Raw genomic sequence first — 12,899 nt, forward strand, 5'->3', positions numbered from 1 at the left:
CGTGGCGAGAACCCAGCAGCAGCGCCGCGAAGAGACCGTCGGCCGTCTGCTCGACGCCTGCATCGCCACCATCATCGAGGTCGGGTACGCCCGCGCCTCGGCCGCCGTGATCACCAAGCGCGCGGGGGTCTCCGTGGGCGCCCTGTTCCGGCACTTCGAGACGATGGGCGACTTCATGGCGGCGACGGCGTCCGAGGTGTTGCGCCGTCAGCTCGAGACGTTCACCAAGCGGGTCGCCGAAATACCGCCCGACCGGCCGGCACTGGAGGCCGCCCTGGCGATCCTGCGCGACCTCACCGCCGCCCCGAGCAACGCCGTGCTGTACGAACTGCTGGTCGCCGCGCGCACGGACGAAAAGCTCAGGGCCACTTTGCAACACGAGCTGCGGCAGTACTCGACGAAGATTCACGACGCCGCCCGCGCGCTGCCCGGCGCCGAGGGCTTCCCCGAAGAGACGTTCCCGGTGCTGGTGGCGTTGCTGACCAACGTCTTCGACGGGGCCGCGGTGGTCGAGGGGGTGCTGCCGCAGCCCCAGATCGCCGAGCAGCGGATCCCGATGCTGATGACGCTGCTGTCCGCGGCGGCCCCGAACGCCGGCCGGGCGGATAACTAGAGCGAGCCGATGCTGGACTGCGGGTTCAGCGCGAATCCCCAGTCGAACAACGTGGCAGCCTGGTCCCAGTAGGTTGGCCCGCCGGCCTTCACCAGGCCGTACATCATGGCGATGACCAGCCGCCGGCCACCGCGGGCGGCCGCGCCGACGAAGGTCTTGCGAGCGGCGTCGGTGAACCCGGTCTTGCCGCCGATCGCGCCGGGATAGCGCTGCAACAGCTCGTCCTGGTTGGTGATCGGGTGGTCGCCGTTATCGCCGGGGAACATCGCCGACGGCTCGGCGGTGATCTGGGCGAACACCGGGTTGGCCATCGCGGCGCGGAAGATCACGGCCAGGTCGTGGGCCGTCGAGGACCCGGATCCGCCGGGCCCGTCCAGGCCGGACGGCGTCGCGGCATGGGTGCTCGTCGCGCCGAGCGAGGCGGCCTTGGCGTTCATCTTGGCGACCGTCGCCTCGGGACCGCCCAGCATGTGCGCCAGCGTGTTGGCGGCGTCGTTGCCCGAGACCAGCAGCAGGCCGTCGAGGAGCTGGCGCGCGGTGTAGGTGCGGCCCGGTTTGACGCCGACGCAGTTGCACTCGACCTGCGTGTCCGCCGTATCGGCGACCACGGTGGAGTCCAGGCTGACCTGGTCGAGGGTCACCAACGCCAGCAGCACCTTGATGGTGCTCGCCGGCGGGTGGGCCACATTCTGGTCGCGCTCGGCGAGCACCTGACCGCTGTCGAGGTCGGCCACGATCCAGGTCTGGGCCGGGCCGTCCGGGATCGGCACCGAGCCGACCGGCTGCATGCTGTCGGCCCGGGACGTGGGGACGGCGACACCGCACGCTCCGGCCGCGAGCAGGGCCGCGACGCCGACCCTGAGGGCCATGACCTTGCGCATGGGCCGAAAGTCTAACTTCCGGGCCTGTCCGCCGGCGATTTTCGTCTACTGTCCGATGCATGTTGAGCCTGGCCGAGATTTCCGACCGCTTAGAGATCCAGCAGCTTCTGGTGGACTATTCCACCGCCATTGACCAGCGCCGATTCGACGACCTCGACAAGGTTTTCACCGACGACGCGTACATCGACTACACCGCGCTCGGCGGCATCGAGGGCCACTATCCCGAGGTCAAGAAGTGGCTGTCGGAGGTACTGCCCAACTTCCCGGTGTACGCGCACATGCTCGGCAACTTCTCGGTGCGCATCGACGGGGACCAGGCCTGGTCGCGGGTGATCTGCTTCAACCCGATGGTGCTCGGCGGCGACAAGGATCAGGTGCTGTTCTGCGGGCTCTGGTACGACGACGAGTTCGTCCGCACCCCCCAGGGTTGGCGGATGACCCGCCGGGTCGAGTCCAAGGTCTTCCAGAAAGTGATGTAGGCCGCGATCGCGGCCTCCTTTCCCGAGATTGCCGTCATGGCTGTGGGTTGCGCCCCCAGCACGACCACGACCGCAATCTCGGCGACGACCCGCGGTCGGCTCGCCGCGATTTCTGGCGGGGCGGCCTGTTCTGGCACAATGGGCGGCTGTCCGCCGAGCGATCACGCATCGCTTCGCGGTCAGACACGCGAGGCAAAACCGGATCCGGGCATCCCGCCCGCATCGCTGAATTGCAGCGTGACGCACACAGGAGAATTCGCTCAACCATGGCTGTGAAGATCAAGCTCACCCGGCTCGGCAAGATCCGCAATCCCCAGTACCGCATCGCCGTCGCCGACGCCCGCACGCGCCGCGACGGCCGCTCCATCGAGGTCATCGGGCGATACCACCCGAAGGAAGACCCGAGCCTGATCGAGATCAACTCCGAGCGCGCCCAGTACTGGCTGTCCGTGGGTGCTCAGCCCACCGAGCCCGTCCTCAAGCTGCTGAAGATCACCGGTGACTGGCAGAAGTTCAAGGGCCTGCCCGGCGCCGAGGGGCGCCTGAAGGTCGCGCCGCCCAAGCCCAGCAAGCTCGAGCTGTTCAACGCCGCGCTGGCCGAGGCCGAGGGCGGTCCCACCACCGAGGCCGCGAAGCCGAAGAAGAAGTCGCCTGCGAAGAAGGCTGCAAAGGCCGCCGCGCCGGAGGCCGCCGAGACTCCTGCGGAGACCGCCGGTGAGGCCGCGCCCGCCGAGGCCGCTGCCGAGGGCGGCGAGCAGGCCACCCCGAGCGCCGAGAGCTGACCGACGTGAGCACGGTCGTCGTTGACGCGGTGGAGCATCTGGTCCGGGGGATTGTCGACAACCCCGACGATGTCCGGGTGGACATGGTGACCAGCCGCCGCGGCCGAACTGTCGAGGTCCACGTCCACCCCGACGACCTGGGCAAGGTGATCGGGCGCGGCGGACGCACCGCGACCGCCCTGCGCACGCTGGTCGCCGGCATCGGTGGCCGCGGCATCCGCGTCGACGTGGTGGACACCGACCAGTAGCCGCTGATGGAACTCCGTTGGAGTTGACCGTCGGGCGCGTCGCGAAAGCGCACGGGATCGGCGGCGAGGTCGTCGTCGAGGTCCGCACCGACGACCCCGGCGCCCGGTTCGCGCCGGGTAACACCTTGCGCGGCAAGGCATCCCGCGGCGGCGGGGAACGCGACTTCGTCGTCGAGAGCGCGCGCGAGCACGGTGGGCGGCTACTGGTGCGATTGGCCGGGGTGACCGATCGCGACGCCGCCGACGCGCTCCGCGGCACCATCCTCGTCGTCGATTCCGATGATCTGCCGCCGATCGACGAGCCGGACACCTACTACGACCACCAGCTCGAAGGGCTGCACGTCCGGACGACGGCCGGCCACGACGTCGGCGTCGTCGCCGAGGTGCTGCACACCGCCGGCGGCGAACTGCTGGCCGTGCGCCGAGGCGACGGTGGCGAGGTGCTGGTGCCGTTCGTCGGCGCGATCGTCACGTCGGTGTCGCTCGACGACGCCGCGGTGGAGATCGATCCCCCCGAGGGCCTGCTGGACCTGGCATGAGGATCGACGTCGTCACCATCTTCCCGGCCTTCCTGGATCCGTTGCGGCAATCGTTGCCGGGCAAGGCGATTCAATCGGGCGTGGTCGACCTGCGGGTGCACGACCTGCGCCGGTGGACGCACGACGTGCATCGCTCGGTCGACGACGCGCCCTACGGGGGCGGCCCCGGGATGGTGATGAAGGCGCCGGTCTGGGGCGAAGCGCTGGACGAGATCTGTTCGGAGCGAACGCTTTTGGTTGTCCCCACGCCCGCCGGTAGGTTGTTCACCCAGGCCGACGCCCAGCGGTGGAGCGCCGAGGAGCGCCTGGTGTTCGCCTGCGGTCGCTACGAGGGCATCGACCAGCGGGTCATCGACGACGCCGCCCGCCGGATGCGGGTCGAGGAGGTCTCGATCGGCGACTACGTCCTGCCGGGCGGGGAGTCGGCCGCCGTGGTGATGATCGAAGCCGTGGTGCGCCTGCTCGAGGGAGTGCTCGGCAATCCGGCGTCGCACCGGCAGGATTCGCACTCGCCGGCCCTGGACCGGCTGCTTGAGGGGCCCAGCTACACGCGGCCACCGAGCTGGCGCGGGCTCGACGTTCCCGAGGTGCTGTTATCCGGCGACCACGCGCGCGTCGCGGCATGGCGCCGGGAGGTTTCGCTGCAGCGCACCCGCGAACGCCGCCCGGAACTGCTGGACCCGCGGTCGGATTAGAGCCCGCGCCCCAGCGGGTCGATGCGGCCCTCGGGAAATATCGTCTTGACCGCCCGGGTGATCGTGTCGCGGGCGGTGGCGTCGTCGGAGGGCTGCAGGGACTGCACCACCATGATGTAGCGGCGGTCCGCGCCGACCACACCGGTCGACAGGTGCATCCAATCGCTGCCGATGCAGCACATCCAGCCCTGCTTGACCGCCACCGGTTCGGCATAGAGCCCGTCGGGGATGCCGAAGCGCTGCGGGTAGCCGTCGAGCCCGTTGGGGGTGGACTGGGCCAGGTCGTCGACGATGACCTTCGCCTTGTCGGCCGGCAGCCCTCCCGACCCGTCGAGCAGCATCTCGTAGTAGCGGATCAGGTCGGTCGTCGAACTCATGGTGTTCCACCATCGTCCGTCGCTGGGCGGCGTGGTCGACGTGAGCCCGTACCGCGCCGCGACGGCGGTGACGATGGCGTTCGCGCCACCCTGGCCCCAGAACCTCTCCGCCGCGCCGTCGTCGGATGACTGCAACATGACGTCCAACGCCTGGCGGTCGTCCGCACTCAGCGCCGCCTTGCCCTCGGATTCGTGGAGCAGCAGGTCGTCGGCGATGAACAGCTTGGCCACCGAGGCGGTGCCGATGACCTGGCTGTTGCCGGTGGAGATCAGCTGGTGGGTCTTGCGATCGAGAATCGCCACCGACAGGGCGGCCCCGACGGCGGCGGCCTCGTCGGTGGCCTGCTGCACCCGCGCCTGCAGCCCCACGGGGCCCCCGCTGGCCAGTTGCTGCTCGGCCTGCGTGGGTTTGACCGCGTCGAGCATCAGCTCGGCCAACTGCGGGGGCGGCTGCCGCAGACCGCGGTCCGGCGTGACGTAGACGGGCAGGTTGTAAGCCTTGGCCTGGACGTTCGCCTCGCACCCGGCAGCCACCACCAACGCCACCGCCGCGGTGGCGGTGAGCAAAAACAGCGGCCGGACGCGCATTCCTCTCCTACGGTGTGGCAAACCTGCTCGAGTCGGGCCCCCGATTGCGCCGCCCGGTCCCGGCCGTGATGCCGAGGTGCGGAAAGCGCGTTCCAGCCCAGCTCATATGTACCATTCACCAGCCTTTTCGGCGCGCTGCGAACCGCCTCCGATCCTGTGATTTTCTCCGCACGCGTCCCGTCTGGCACAATTGACCAGTTGTCTCCAGCGGTAGCAGGCCGGCCGGGCCGCTTCTCGCCTGCTGCGAGATACGCGCAAGTTGCCCAAAACCATCGGCTTGGCGACCGCCTCACACCCTAGGTGAGGGCTGTTGCCGCAGGCCGCGACCTGCAAGGAAGTGTCTTCTGCGATGAACCGCCTGGACTTCGTCGACCAAGCGTCGCTGCGCGACGACATCCCGGTTTTCGGCCCGGGCGACACCATCAACGTGCACGTCAAGGTCATCGAGGGCGCCAAGGAGCGTATCCAGGTGTTCAAGGGCGTGGTGATCCGCCGCCAGGGCGGCGGCATCCGCGAAACCTTCACGGTGCGCAAGGAGAGCTACGGCGTCGGCGTCGAGCGGACCTTCCCGGTGCATTCGCCGAACATCGACCACATCGAGGTGGTGACCCGTGGCGATGTCCGCCGCGCCAAGCTCTACTACCTGCGTGAGCTCCGCGGCAAGAAGGCCAAGATCAAGGAAAAGCGCTGAGCCGGGGCGGCCGGGCGGCAGTTCCGGTCGGTTTACAGCGCCACAATCTGCGCTGGCTACTCTGATCTCGTGACCGATCCCACGGACTCACCTGAGCCCCAGCCCGCCCAGTCAGAGCCGAAGGTCTCCACTCGCATCCCGGACACGCCCGACGGCGGATCGCCGACGGTGTCCGAACCGGGGGACGAGCCCGAGGCGGGCGCGCCGGAGCGGACCAAGCGATCCGCACTGAGCGAATTCGCGCTGCTGGCCGTGATCGCGGTGGCGCTCTACTACGTCATGTTGACGTTCGTGGCCCGGCCCTACCTGATCCCGTCGGAGTCGATGGAGCCGACGCTGCACGGGTGCGCCGGCTGCGTCGGCGACCGGATCATGGTCGACAAGGTGACCTATCGCTTCGGCGCACCGCGGCCCGGTGACGTCATCGTGTTCAAGGGACCGCCCTCCTGGAACCTCGGGTACAAGTCGATCCGGTCCAACAACACCGTGCTGCGCTGGGCGCAGGACGCGTTGTCCTTCATCGGCTTCGTGCCCCCCGACGAGAACGACCTGGTCAAGCGCGTCATCGCCGTCGGTGGGCAGACGGTGCAGTGCCGGGCCGACACCGGTTTGACGGTCGACGGCAAGCCGCTCAAGGAGCCCTATTTGGACCCGGCCACCATGATGGCCGACCCGGCGGTGTACCCGTGCCTGGGCAGCGAGTTCGGGCCGGTCACCGTCCCGCAGGGGCGGCTGTGGGTGATGGGCGACAATCGGACCCACTCCGCGGATTCGCGTGCCCACTGCACCAGCGTCCCGGCCGAGGCGCTCAAAGGGGTGCTGTGCACGGGTGATCCGGCGTCGGGAACGGTCCCGGTGTCCAATGTGATCGGCAAGGCGAGGTTCATCGTGTGGCCGCCGGGGCGGTGGGGCGGCGTGTCTTCGGTGAACCCACAACAGCATCCGTAGCCATGGCCACGACGTGGCCGCCGCGGACGGTGATCCGCAAATCGTCAGGGTTGCGCACCCTGGAATCCGCGCTGTACCGCAGCGGTTTGGGGCCGGTCGCCGGCGTCGACGAAGTCGGCCGCGGCGCGTGCGCGGGCCCGCTGGTGGTGGCGGCCTGCGTGCTCGGGCCGGGTCGGCTGGAAAGCCTTGCTGCACTTGATGATTCGAAGAAGCTGACCGAGGGCGCCCGGGAGAAGTTGTTCCCGCTGATCCGTCGGTACGCGTTGGCCTACCACGTGGTGTTCATCCCGCCGGCCGAGGTGGACCGGCGCGGCGTGCACGTCGCCAACATCGAAGGCATGCGCCGCGCCGTGGCGGGCCTGTCGCTGCGGCCCGGCTATGTGCTCAGCGACGGGTTCCGGGTGCCCGGCCTGCCGGTGCCGTCGCTGCCGGTCATCGGCGGGGACGCGGTGGCGGCGTGCATCGCCGCGGCCAGCGTGCTGGCGAAGGTCAGCCGGGACCGGCTGATGGTCGCCATGGACGCCGATCACCCCGGGTACGGTTTCGCCGAGCACAAGGGCTACAGCACGCCGGCGCACAGCGCCGCGCTCACCCAGCTCGGTCCCTGCCCCGAACACCGGCATTCGTTCATCAACGTCCGGCGCGTGGCCACAGGGTCAGGGGCCTCGGGCGGCCGCGTGGTGGCCGAATGCAGACCGGACCCGCCGGCCGCGCGCGGCGGATATGGTGAGGAAAGATGGAGCCAGGATTTCCCGAGCGGAACGCCGGGGAAGTGTTTCTCCGAGAAGGACGTCTGACCAGATGAGTGCCGAGGATCTCGAAAAGTACGAAACCGAGATGGAGCTCTCGCTGTACCGCGAATACAAGGACATCGTCGGCCAGTTCAGCTACGTGGTGGAAACCGAGCGGCGCTTCTACCTGGCCAACAGCGTGGAGATGGTGCCGCGCAACGCCGACGGAGAGGTGTACTTCGAGCTGCGACTGTCCGACGCCTGGGTGTGGGACATGTACCGGCCGGCGCGGTTCGTCAAGCAGGTGCGGGTCGTGACGTTCAAGGACGTCAACATCGAAGAGGTCGAGAAGCCCGAGTTGCGGCTGCCCGAGTAGCCGTGGCTAGCCCTCCGCCGGAGGCGCCTTGTCCTCCGGGGCCGGCAGTGCGCCGCGTCTCTCGATGACCTCCCGCGCCACGTCGGCCAGCTTGATGTTCAGTGATTGGGAGTGGCGCCGCAGCAGGTCGAAAGCCTGTTCCTCGGTCATCTCGTGCAGCAGCATCAACATGCCGACCGCCTTGCCGATCTCGCGGTTGCTCAACAGCCCCCGGCGCAGGCTGCTGGCGTCCTCGCCCTTGGCGACTGCGTTGATGGCCACGCTGGCGAACGCGGCCAGCAGCGCCGCGCTCCCGGCCGCCTCGGCGTCGAACACGTTGGCGCTGTCGCTGAACAGGTTGAGCGCGGCGCCTTTGCGCTTGTCGACCAGCAGCCGAAAGCCCATCGCCCCGCGCACCGGCGTTTCGGCCAGCAGGATCTTGGACAGCTTGGGCCACAGCGACGGCGTGGTGAGGTCCGGCTCGATCTGCGGCGTTTCCTCCTCGATCGCGTCGATGCAGGGTCCGTCACCGGAACGCCGTTCCAGCTCGTCGATCTGCTGCGCCAAGCGGTCGCTCGCGCCCACCGTGATGTAGCGGTCGCCGTCGCGCAGCAACAGGCTGGCGTGGTCGCAGCCGGGGACGACCAGGGTGGCGGCGATGCAGATGGCGGCATACATCTGGCCGGCGTCCGATCCCTGATAGATGATCTCGGCCAGCGCGGCGAACACGGTCCCCGGGTCGGCTTTCTCCCCGCCGGGCATCGGCCCGCCACCGGCCGTCGATTCGTCCCCCATGCTGTGCCTCATTTCCTGCGCCGTCGGCAGTCTGACCCGCGTTCGATCGCCGTCGATTATCGGTCCTCCGTGCGAGCCTCACACGCTGTTCGGTGCGATTGCGACGAAATGTACGCCCTCGGCGGGCCGCCACGGGCCGGCGAAGGCATCCGCCGACAATACGGGTGCCCGCGCGTTCAGCGGCGACGACTGCCGGCGCCCCGCGGTGGCCCGAGCGGTGATGTTTCCCACCCGTGGTTTCGGCGAGCCCCGGGCGGGCTAGAGCCTTGGGATGGGAATTACCGTCGCGGTGACCGGGCCGACCGGCGAGATCGGGATATCGGCCGTGACGGCGCTCGAGCGCGAACCCGCCGTGGACGCCATCATCGGGATGGCGCGACGGCCGTTCGACCCGTCGACCCGCGGCTGGCTGAAGACCACCTACCAGCAGGGCGACATCCTGGACCGCGAGGCCGTCGACGCCCTGGTGGCGCGGGCGGACGTGGTGATCCACCTGGCGTTCATCATCATGGGCTCACGCGAAGAGAGCGCGCGCGTCAACCTGCAGGGCACCCGCAACGTGTTCGAGGCGACCGCCGCCAGCGAGCGGACGCGGCGCCTGGTGTACACCTCGTCGGTGGCGGCCTACGGCTATCACGCCGACAACCCCGCCCCGCTGACCGAGGACGTTCCGGCGCGAGGGTCCGAGGAGCACTACTACTCGGCGCAGAAGGCGGCGTGTGAGGCGCTGCTCGGCGAGATCACGAAGGACTCGCCGCTGGAGGTGTTCGTGTTGCGGCCGTGCATCGTCGCCGGGCCCAACGCCACCGTCCTGGCCGACGCGATGCCGTGGAATCAGCTGCCCGGCCCGATGCGCGCGGTGGTCAGGGCGGTTCCGATATTGAAGCCGGTCGTTCCGGATCCGGGCATCCCGCTGCAGCTGGTGCACCACGACGACGTCGCGAGCGCGATCGCGCTGGCCGCCACCACCCCGGCGCCGCCCGGGGCTTACAACATCGCCGGTGAGGGCGTGGTGACGGTGGGGGACGTGGCCAGGGCCCTGGGCGGCCGCCCCGTGCGGGTGCCTGCGGCCGCTGCCGCGGCGGCGTCGGCGGCGCTCTCGCGGGTGCCGCTGGTCCCGTCCATGCTGGAATGGCTGCACACCGCGCGCACGTCGATGGTCATGGACACCACCAAAGCGCGCACCCAGCTCGGCTGGCGGCCGGTGCACTCGTCGGCGGAAACCCTGGCGGCACTGGCTGCGGCGGTCTGACGGCCCGGGCGACCGACCGGCAACCGAGGTAGTTTGGCTAAGTGAGGTCCCCGCGTCGCGCCGCGATCCCGGCTGACGGTGAATTCGCCTAGTGCGGCGCGTAACTGCACGGCGGCGGGTGAAGCATCTCACGGCCGGGAATGCGATCAGCCGGCCGGAGACGCTGGTCGTCGAGGAGCCGCTGGAAATCCGGGTGAACGGTGCAGCGGTCACCGTGACGATGCGCACGCCGGGAGCGGATTTCGAACTCGCGCAAGGCTTTCTGTTGACCGAGGGGGTCATCACCGGCCGCGATGACGTGCTCGCCATCCGGTACTGCGGCGGTGCCGTCGACGGGACCAACACCTATAACGTCTTGGACGTGACTCTGGCCGCCGGCGTCGCACTCCCCAGCCTCGACGTGAACCGCAACTTCTACACCACCTCGTCGTGCGGGGTCTGTGGTAAGGCCTCGCTGGAGGCGGTGCGGCTGGCCGGGCGCTTCTCGCCGGGCGCGGATCAAACCACCGTCGCGGCGACGACGCTGCGGGCGATGCCCGACCAACTTCGGGGCGCGCAGAAGGTATTCGACAGCACGGGCGGGTTGCACGCCGCGGCGCTGTTCGGGGTCGACGGCACGATGCTGGCGGTCCGCGAGGACGTCGGCCGGCACAACGCGGTGGACAAGGTCATCGGCTGGGCGCTGGAAAATCGGCGGGTGCCGCTGGCCGGCTCGGTACTGCTGGTCAGCGGGCGGGCCTCCTTCGAGTTGACGCAGAAAGCGGTGCTGGCCGGGATCCCGGTGCTGGCCGCCGTGTCCGCGCCGTCGTCCCTGGCGGTCTCGCTGGCCGAGGAGTCGGGGATCACCCTGGTGGCGTTCCTGCGGCAGGACTCGATGAACGTCTACACCAGGGCGGACCGGATCGGCTAGTCGGTTGCGGCCGGGTGTGCATGAATCCGGCACTGGGGATAACCGCTCCTCGTGGGCCCGTCGGAAGCCTGGCGGTGACCGCCCTGTCGGGGCCCTCTCGCACAGTGACCGGCATGACCACCGAGACGACGATGACCAGGGTGCAGCTCGGCGCGATGGGCGAGGCCCTCGCCGTGGACCATCTGACGAGGATGGGGTTGCGGATTCTGCACCGGAACTGGCGCTGCCGCTACGGCGAACTCGACGTCATCGCCTGCGACGAGGCCACCCGCACGGCGGTGTTCGTGGAGGTGAAGACTCGTACCGGCGACGGCTATGGCGGGCTGGCGTACGCGGTCACCGAGCGCAAGGTTCGTCGCCTGCGCCGGCTGGCCGCGCTGTGGCTGGCCGGCCAGGACACGCGCTGGGCGGTGCTGCGCATCGACGTGATCCGGGTGCGGATCGGGCGCCGGCGCACCCCCGAAATCACCCATTTGCAGGGGATCGGCTGATGGCGCTGGGTCGCGCGTTTTCGGTCGCCGTGCGCGGGGTGGACGGACAAATCGTGGAAATCGAAGCCGACATCTCCTCCGGGCTGCCGGGCGTGCATCTGGTCGGGCTACCCGACGCCGCCCTGCAGGAGTCCCGCGACCGGGTCAGGGCGGCGGTCGCCAATTGCGGCAACAGCTGGCCGCAGGCGCGGCTCACGCTCGCGCTCTCACCGGCGACCCTGCCCAAGATGGGCTCCGTCTACGACATCGCCCTGGCCGCGGCCGTCCTGTCGGCGCAGCGCAGGAATCCGTGGGACCGGCTGGAGAAAACGGTGCTGCTGGGCGAGCTGTCGCTGGACGGTCGGGTCCGCCCGGTGCGCGGCGTGCTGCCGGCGGTGCTGGCCGCCAAACGCGACGGCTGGCCGGCCGTCGTCGTCCCGGTGGACAACCTGGCCGAGGCCAGCCTGGTCGACGGCATCGATGTCTGGGGCGTGCGCACGCTGAGGCAGTTGCAGAAGTGGCTCAGCGGGTCCGGCGCCCTGGACGGCAGGATCACCGGGACGGCCCCCGCGCCGGAGCCGTCGGTGGATCTGGCCGATGTGGTGGGGCAGACGCAGGCGCGGTTCGCGGTGGAGGTGGCCGCCGCCGGTGCGCACCACCTCATGCTGACCGGCCCGCCGGGAGTCGGCAAAACCATGCTGGCGCAACGCCTTCCGGGCCTGTTGCCGCCGCTGACGGAGAGCGAGTCACTGGAGGTCACCGCGATCCATTCGGTGGCCGGGTTGCTGTCGGGTGACACGCCGCTGATCACCACACCGCCGTTCGTCGCGCCGCATCACAGCTCCACCGTGGCGGCGCTCGTCGGCGGCGGCTCGGGCATGGCGCGCCCGGGCGCGATCAGCCGCGCCCACCGGGGCGTGCTCTTCCTGGACGAATGCGCCGAGATCAGCGTCAGCGCGCTGGAGGCATTGCGAACTCCGTTGGAGGACGGCGAGATCCGTCTCGCCCGGCGCGACGGGGTGGCTTGTTACCCGGCCCGGTTCCAATTGGTGCTGGCGGCCAACCTGTGTCCGTGCGCGCCCGCCGATCCGCAGGACTGCATCTGCGCGGCGGCGGTCAAGCGTCGCTATCTGGGCAAGCTGTCCGGGCCGCTGCTCGACCGGGTGGACCTGCGGGTTCAGATGCATTCGGTGCGCGCGGGGGCATTCTCCGGCGGCGAAGCCGAGTCCACCGCGCAGGTCCGCGACCGGGTGGCGCAGGCCCGGGCGGCCGCCGCGCAGCGCTGGCGCCCGCACGGTTTCCGCACCAACGCCGAGGTCAACGGGGCGCTGTTACGCCGGAAGTTCCGCCCCGGCAACGCCGCGATGACCCCGCTGCAACGAGCGCTCGACCGTGGGCTGCTCAGCATCCGCGGCCTGGACCGCACCCTGCGGGTCGCGTGGAGCCTCACCGACCTGGCCGGCGGCGTATCGCCGGGGCCCGACGAGGTCGCGGCCGCGCTGAGCTTCCGGCAGCCGGGCGCGCAGCGATGAGCGCCCGCCGCGG

At 69.9% G+C, this 12,899-nt stretch carries 17 protein-coding genes; 14 read left to right on the forward strand and 3 right to left on the reverse strand.

Going from position 1 to position 12,899, the window contains the following annotated elements; all coding sequences use genetic code 11:
- The first annotated feature begins 1 nt into the window (after window position 1).
- Window positions 2-613 (forward strand): TetR/AcrR family transcriptional regulator, encoded by a 612-nt coding sequence (locus G6N51_RS27285; RefSeq protein WP_083172870.1) that lies wholly within the window; start codon window positions 2-4, stop codon window positions 611-613.
- Here G6N51_RS27285 and G6N51_RS27290 read toward each other — a convergent pair.
- Window positions 610-1,482: a D-alanyl-D-alanine carboxypeptidase family protein gene (locus G6N51_RS27290; protein ID WP_372510311.1), complete on the reverse strand. Its 873-nt coding sequence runs from the start codon at window positions 1,480-1,482 to the stop codon at window positions 610-612. The two genes, G6N51_RS27285 and G6N51_RS27290, sit on opposite strands and share 4 nt — an antisense overlap.
- A 71-nt stretch (window positions 1,483-1,553) precedes the next feature.
- Between G6N51_RS27290 and G6N51_RS27295 the strand changes: the two genes are divergently transcribed.
- From G6N51_RS27295 to trmD, 5 genes are all read left to right on the forward strand, one after another.
- Window positions 1,554-1,973: a nuclear transport factor 2 family protein gene (locus G6N51_RS27295; protein ID WP_083172872.1), complete on the forward strand. Its 420-nt coding sequence runs from the start codon at window positions 1,554-1,556 to the stop codon at window positions 1,971-1,973.
- A 266-nt stretch (window positions 1,974-2,239) separates the two neighbouring features.
- Window positions 2,240-2,755: a 30S ribosomal protein S16 gene (rpsP, locus tag G6N51_RS27300; RefSeq protein ID WP_083172946.1), complete on the forward strand. Its 516-nt coding sequence runs from the start codon at window positions 2,240-2,242 to the stop codon at window positions 2,753-2,755.
- Window positions 2,756-2,760: 5 nt separating this feature from the next.
- Entirely contained in the window at window positions 2,761-3,003 is a 243-nt protein-coding gene (locus G6N51_RS27305; protein ID WP_003878715.1) for an RNA-binding protein, read from the forward strand.
- A gap of 17 nt (window positions 3,004-3,020) precedes the next feature.
- Window positions 3,021-3,542 carry a ribosome maturation factor RimM gene (rimM, locus tag G6N51_RS27310; protein WP_083172873.1) on the forward strand — a complete coding sequence of 174 codons (522 nt, stop codon included), beginning with the start codon at window positions 3,021-3,023 and terminating at the stop codon, window positions 3,540-3,542.
- On the forward strand, window positions 3,539-4,237 hold the full coding sequence (gene trmD / locus G6N51_RS27315) for a tRNA (guanosine(37)-N1)-methyltransferase TrmD (protein WP_083172874.1): 699 nt from the start codon (window positions 3,539-3,541) through the stop codon (window positions 4,235-4,237). The genes rimM and trmD overlap by 4 nt, the downstream gene beginning before the upstream one ends.
- Here trmD and G6N51_RS27320 read toward each other — a convergent pair.
- Complete coding sequence (locus G6N51_RS27320; RefSeq protein ID WP_083172875.1) at window positions 4,234-5,202, reverse strand: serine hydrolase; 969 nt, start codon at window positions 5,200-5,202, stop codon at window positions 4,234-4,236. The two genes, trmD and G6N51_RS27320, sit on opposite strands and share 4 nt — an antisense overlap.
- Before the next feature lie 349 nt (window positions 5,203-5,551).
- On the opposite strand from G6N51_RS27320, the gene rplS reads away from it, so the two are divergent.
- From rplS to G6N51_RS27340, 4 genes are all read left to right on the forward strand, one after another.
- Window positions 5,552-5,893 (forward strand): 50S ribosomal protein L19, encoded by a 342-nt coding sequence (rplS, locus tag G6N51_RS27325; protein ID WP_007775353.1) that lies wholly within the window; start codon window positions 5,552-5,554, stop codon window positions 5,891-5,893.
- Window positions 5,894-5,962: 69 nt separating this feature from the next.
- Window positions 5,963-6,841 (forward strand): signal peptidase I, encoded by an 879-nt coding sequence (gene lepB, locus G6N51_RS27330; RefSeq protein ID WP_083172876.1) that lies wholly within the window; start codon window positions 5,963-5,965, stop codon window positions 6,839-6,841.
- A gap of 2 nt (window positions 6,842-6,843) precedes the next feature.
- The gene (locus tag G6N51_RS27335) at window positions 6,844-7,638 is read left to right on the forward strand and encodes a ribonuclease HII (RefSeq protein WP_083172877.1); all 795 of its coding nucleotides are present in this window, start codon (window positions 6,844-6,846) and stop codon (window positions 7,636-7,638) included.
- Window positions 7,639-7,642: 4 nt separating this feature from the next.
- Entirely contained in the window at window positions 7,643-7,948 is a 306-nt protein-coding gene (locus G6N51_RS27340) for a DUF2469 domain-containing protein (RefSeq protein WP_007171389.1), read from the forward strand.
- A 6-nt stretch (window positions 7,949-7,954) separates the two neighbouring features.
- Here G6N51_RS27340 and G6N51_RS27345 read toward each other — a convergent pair whose 3' ends face one another.
- Window positions 7,955-8,722, reverse strand: coding sequence for an ANTAR domain-containing protein (locus G6N51_RS27345; protein ID WP_083172947.1), 768 nt, complete (start codon window positions 8,720-8,722; stop codon window positions 7,955-7,957).
- A gap of 271 nt (window positions 8,723-8,993) precedes the next feature.
- Here G6N51_RS27345 and G6N51_RS27350 point away from each other — a divergent pair, with 271 nt between their 5' ends.
- The 4 genes from G6N51_RS27350 to G6N51_RS27365 all read left to right on the forward strand — a co-directional run bounded on the left by G6N51_RS27350 (window position 8,994) and on the right by G6N51_RS27365 (window position 12,886).
- Window positions 8,994-9,974, forward strand: coding sequence for an SDR family oxidoreductase (locus G6N51_RS27350; RefSeq protein WP_083172878.1), 981 nt, complete (start codon window positions 8,994-8,996; stop codon window positions 9,972-9,974).
- Window positions 9,975-10,065: 91 nt separating this feature from the next.
- Window positions 10,066-10,884: a formate dehydrogenase accessory sulfurtransferase FdhD gene (fdhD, locus tag G6N51_RS27355; RefSeq protein WP_083172879.1), complete on the forward strand. Its 819-nt coding sequence runs from the start codon at window positions 10,066-10,068 to the stop codon at window positions 10,882-10,884.
- Window positions 10,885-10,997: 113 nt separating this feature from the next.
- On the forward strand, window positions 10,998-11,375 hold the full coding sequence (locus G6N51_RS27360) for a YraN family protein (RefSeq protein WP_083172880.1): 378 nt from the start codon (window positions 10,998-11,000) through the stop codon (window positions 11,373-11,375).
- Entirely contained in the window at window positions 11,375-12,886 is a 1,512-nt protein-coding gene (locus tag G6N51_RS27365) for a YifB family Mg chelatase-like AAA ATPase (protein WP_083172881.1), read from the forward strand. Before G6N51_RS27360 ends, G6N51_RS27365 begins: the two co-directional genes overlap by 1 nt.
- Window positions 12,887-12,899: the final 13 nt, after the last annotated feature.

Source organism: Mycobacterium paraseoulense (assembly GCF_010731655.1).
Taxonomy (GTDB): Bacteria; Actinomycetota; Actinomycetes; order Mycobacteriales; family Mycobacteriaceae; genus Mycobacterium; species Mycobacterium paraseoulense.

Bases quoted from the DNA above. Each gene is read 5' to 3' on its own strand.
- G6N51_RS27335 (WP_083172877.1), top strand. From the start codon at position 6,844: ATGGCCACGACGTGGCCGCCGCGGACGGTGATCCGCAAATCGTCAGGG.
- G6N51_RS27295 (WP_083172872.1), top strand. From the start codon at position 1,554: ATGTTGAGCCTGGCCGAGATTTCCGACCGCTTAGAGATCCAGCAGCTT.
- G6N51_RS27340 (WP_007171389.1), top strand. From the start codon at position 7,643: ATGAGTGCCGAGGATCTCGAAAAGTACGAAACCGAGATGGAGCTCTCG.
- G6N51_RS27350 (WP_083172878.1), top strand. From the start codon at position 8,994: ATGGGAATTACCGTCGCGGTGACCGGGCCGACCGGCGAGATCGGGATA.
- G6N51_RS27290 (WP_372510311.1), bottom strand. From the start codon at position 1,482: ATGGCCCTCAGGGTCGGCGTCGCGGCCCTGCTCGCGGCCGGAGCGTGC.
- G6N51_RS27365 (WP_083172881.1), top strand. From the start codon at position 11,375: ATGGCGCTGGGTCGCGCGTTTTCGGTCGCCGTGCGCGGGGTGGACGGA.
- rplS (WP_007775353.1), top strand. From the start codon at position 5,552: ATGAACCGCCTGGACTTCGTCGACCAAGCGTCGCTGCGCGACGACATC.
- G6N51_RS27345 (WP_083172947.1), bottom strand. From the start codon at position 8,722: ATGGGGGACGAATCGACGGCCGGTGGCGGGCCGATGCCCGGCGGGGAG.
- G6N51_RS27360 (WP_083172880.1), top strand. From the start codon at position 10,998: ATGACCACCGAGACGACGATGACCAGGGTGCAGCTCGGCGCGATGGGC.
- trmD (WP_083172874.1), top strand. From the start codon at position 3,539: ATGAGGATCGACGTCGTCACCATCTTCCCGGCCTTCCTGGATCCGTTG.
- rpsP (WP_083172946.1), top strand. From the start codon at position 2,240: ATGGCTGTGAAGATCAAGCTCACCCGGCTCGGCAAGATCCGCAATCCC.
- G6N51_RS27320 (WP_083172875.1), bottom strand. From the start codon at position 5,202: ATGCGCGTCCGGCCGCTGTTTTTGCTCACCGCCACCGCGGCGGTGGCG.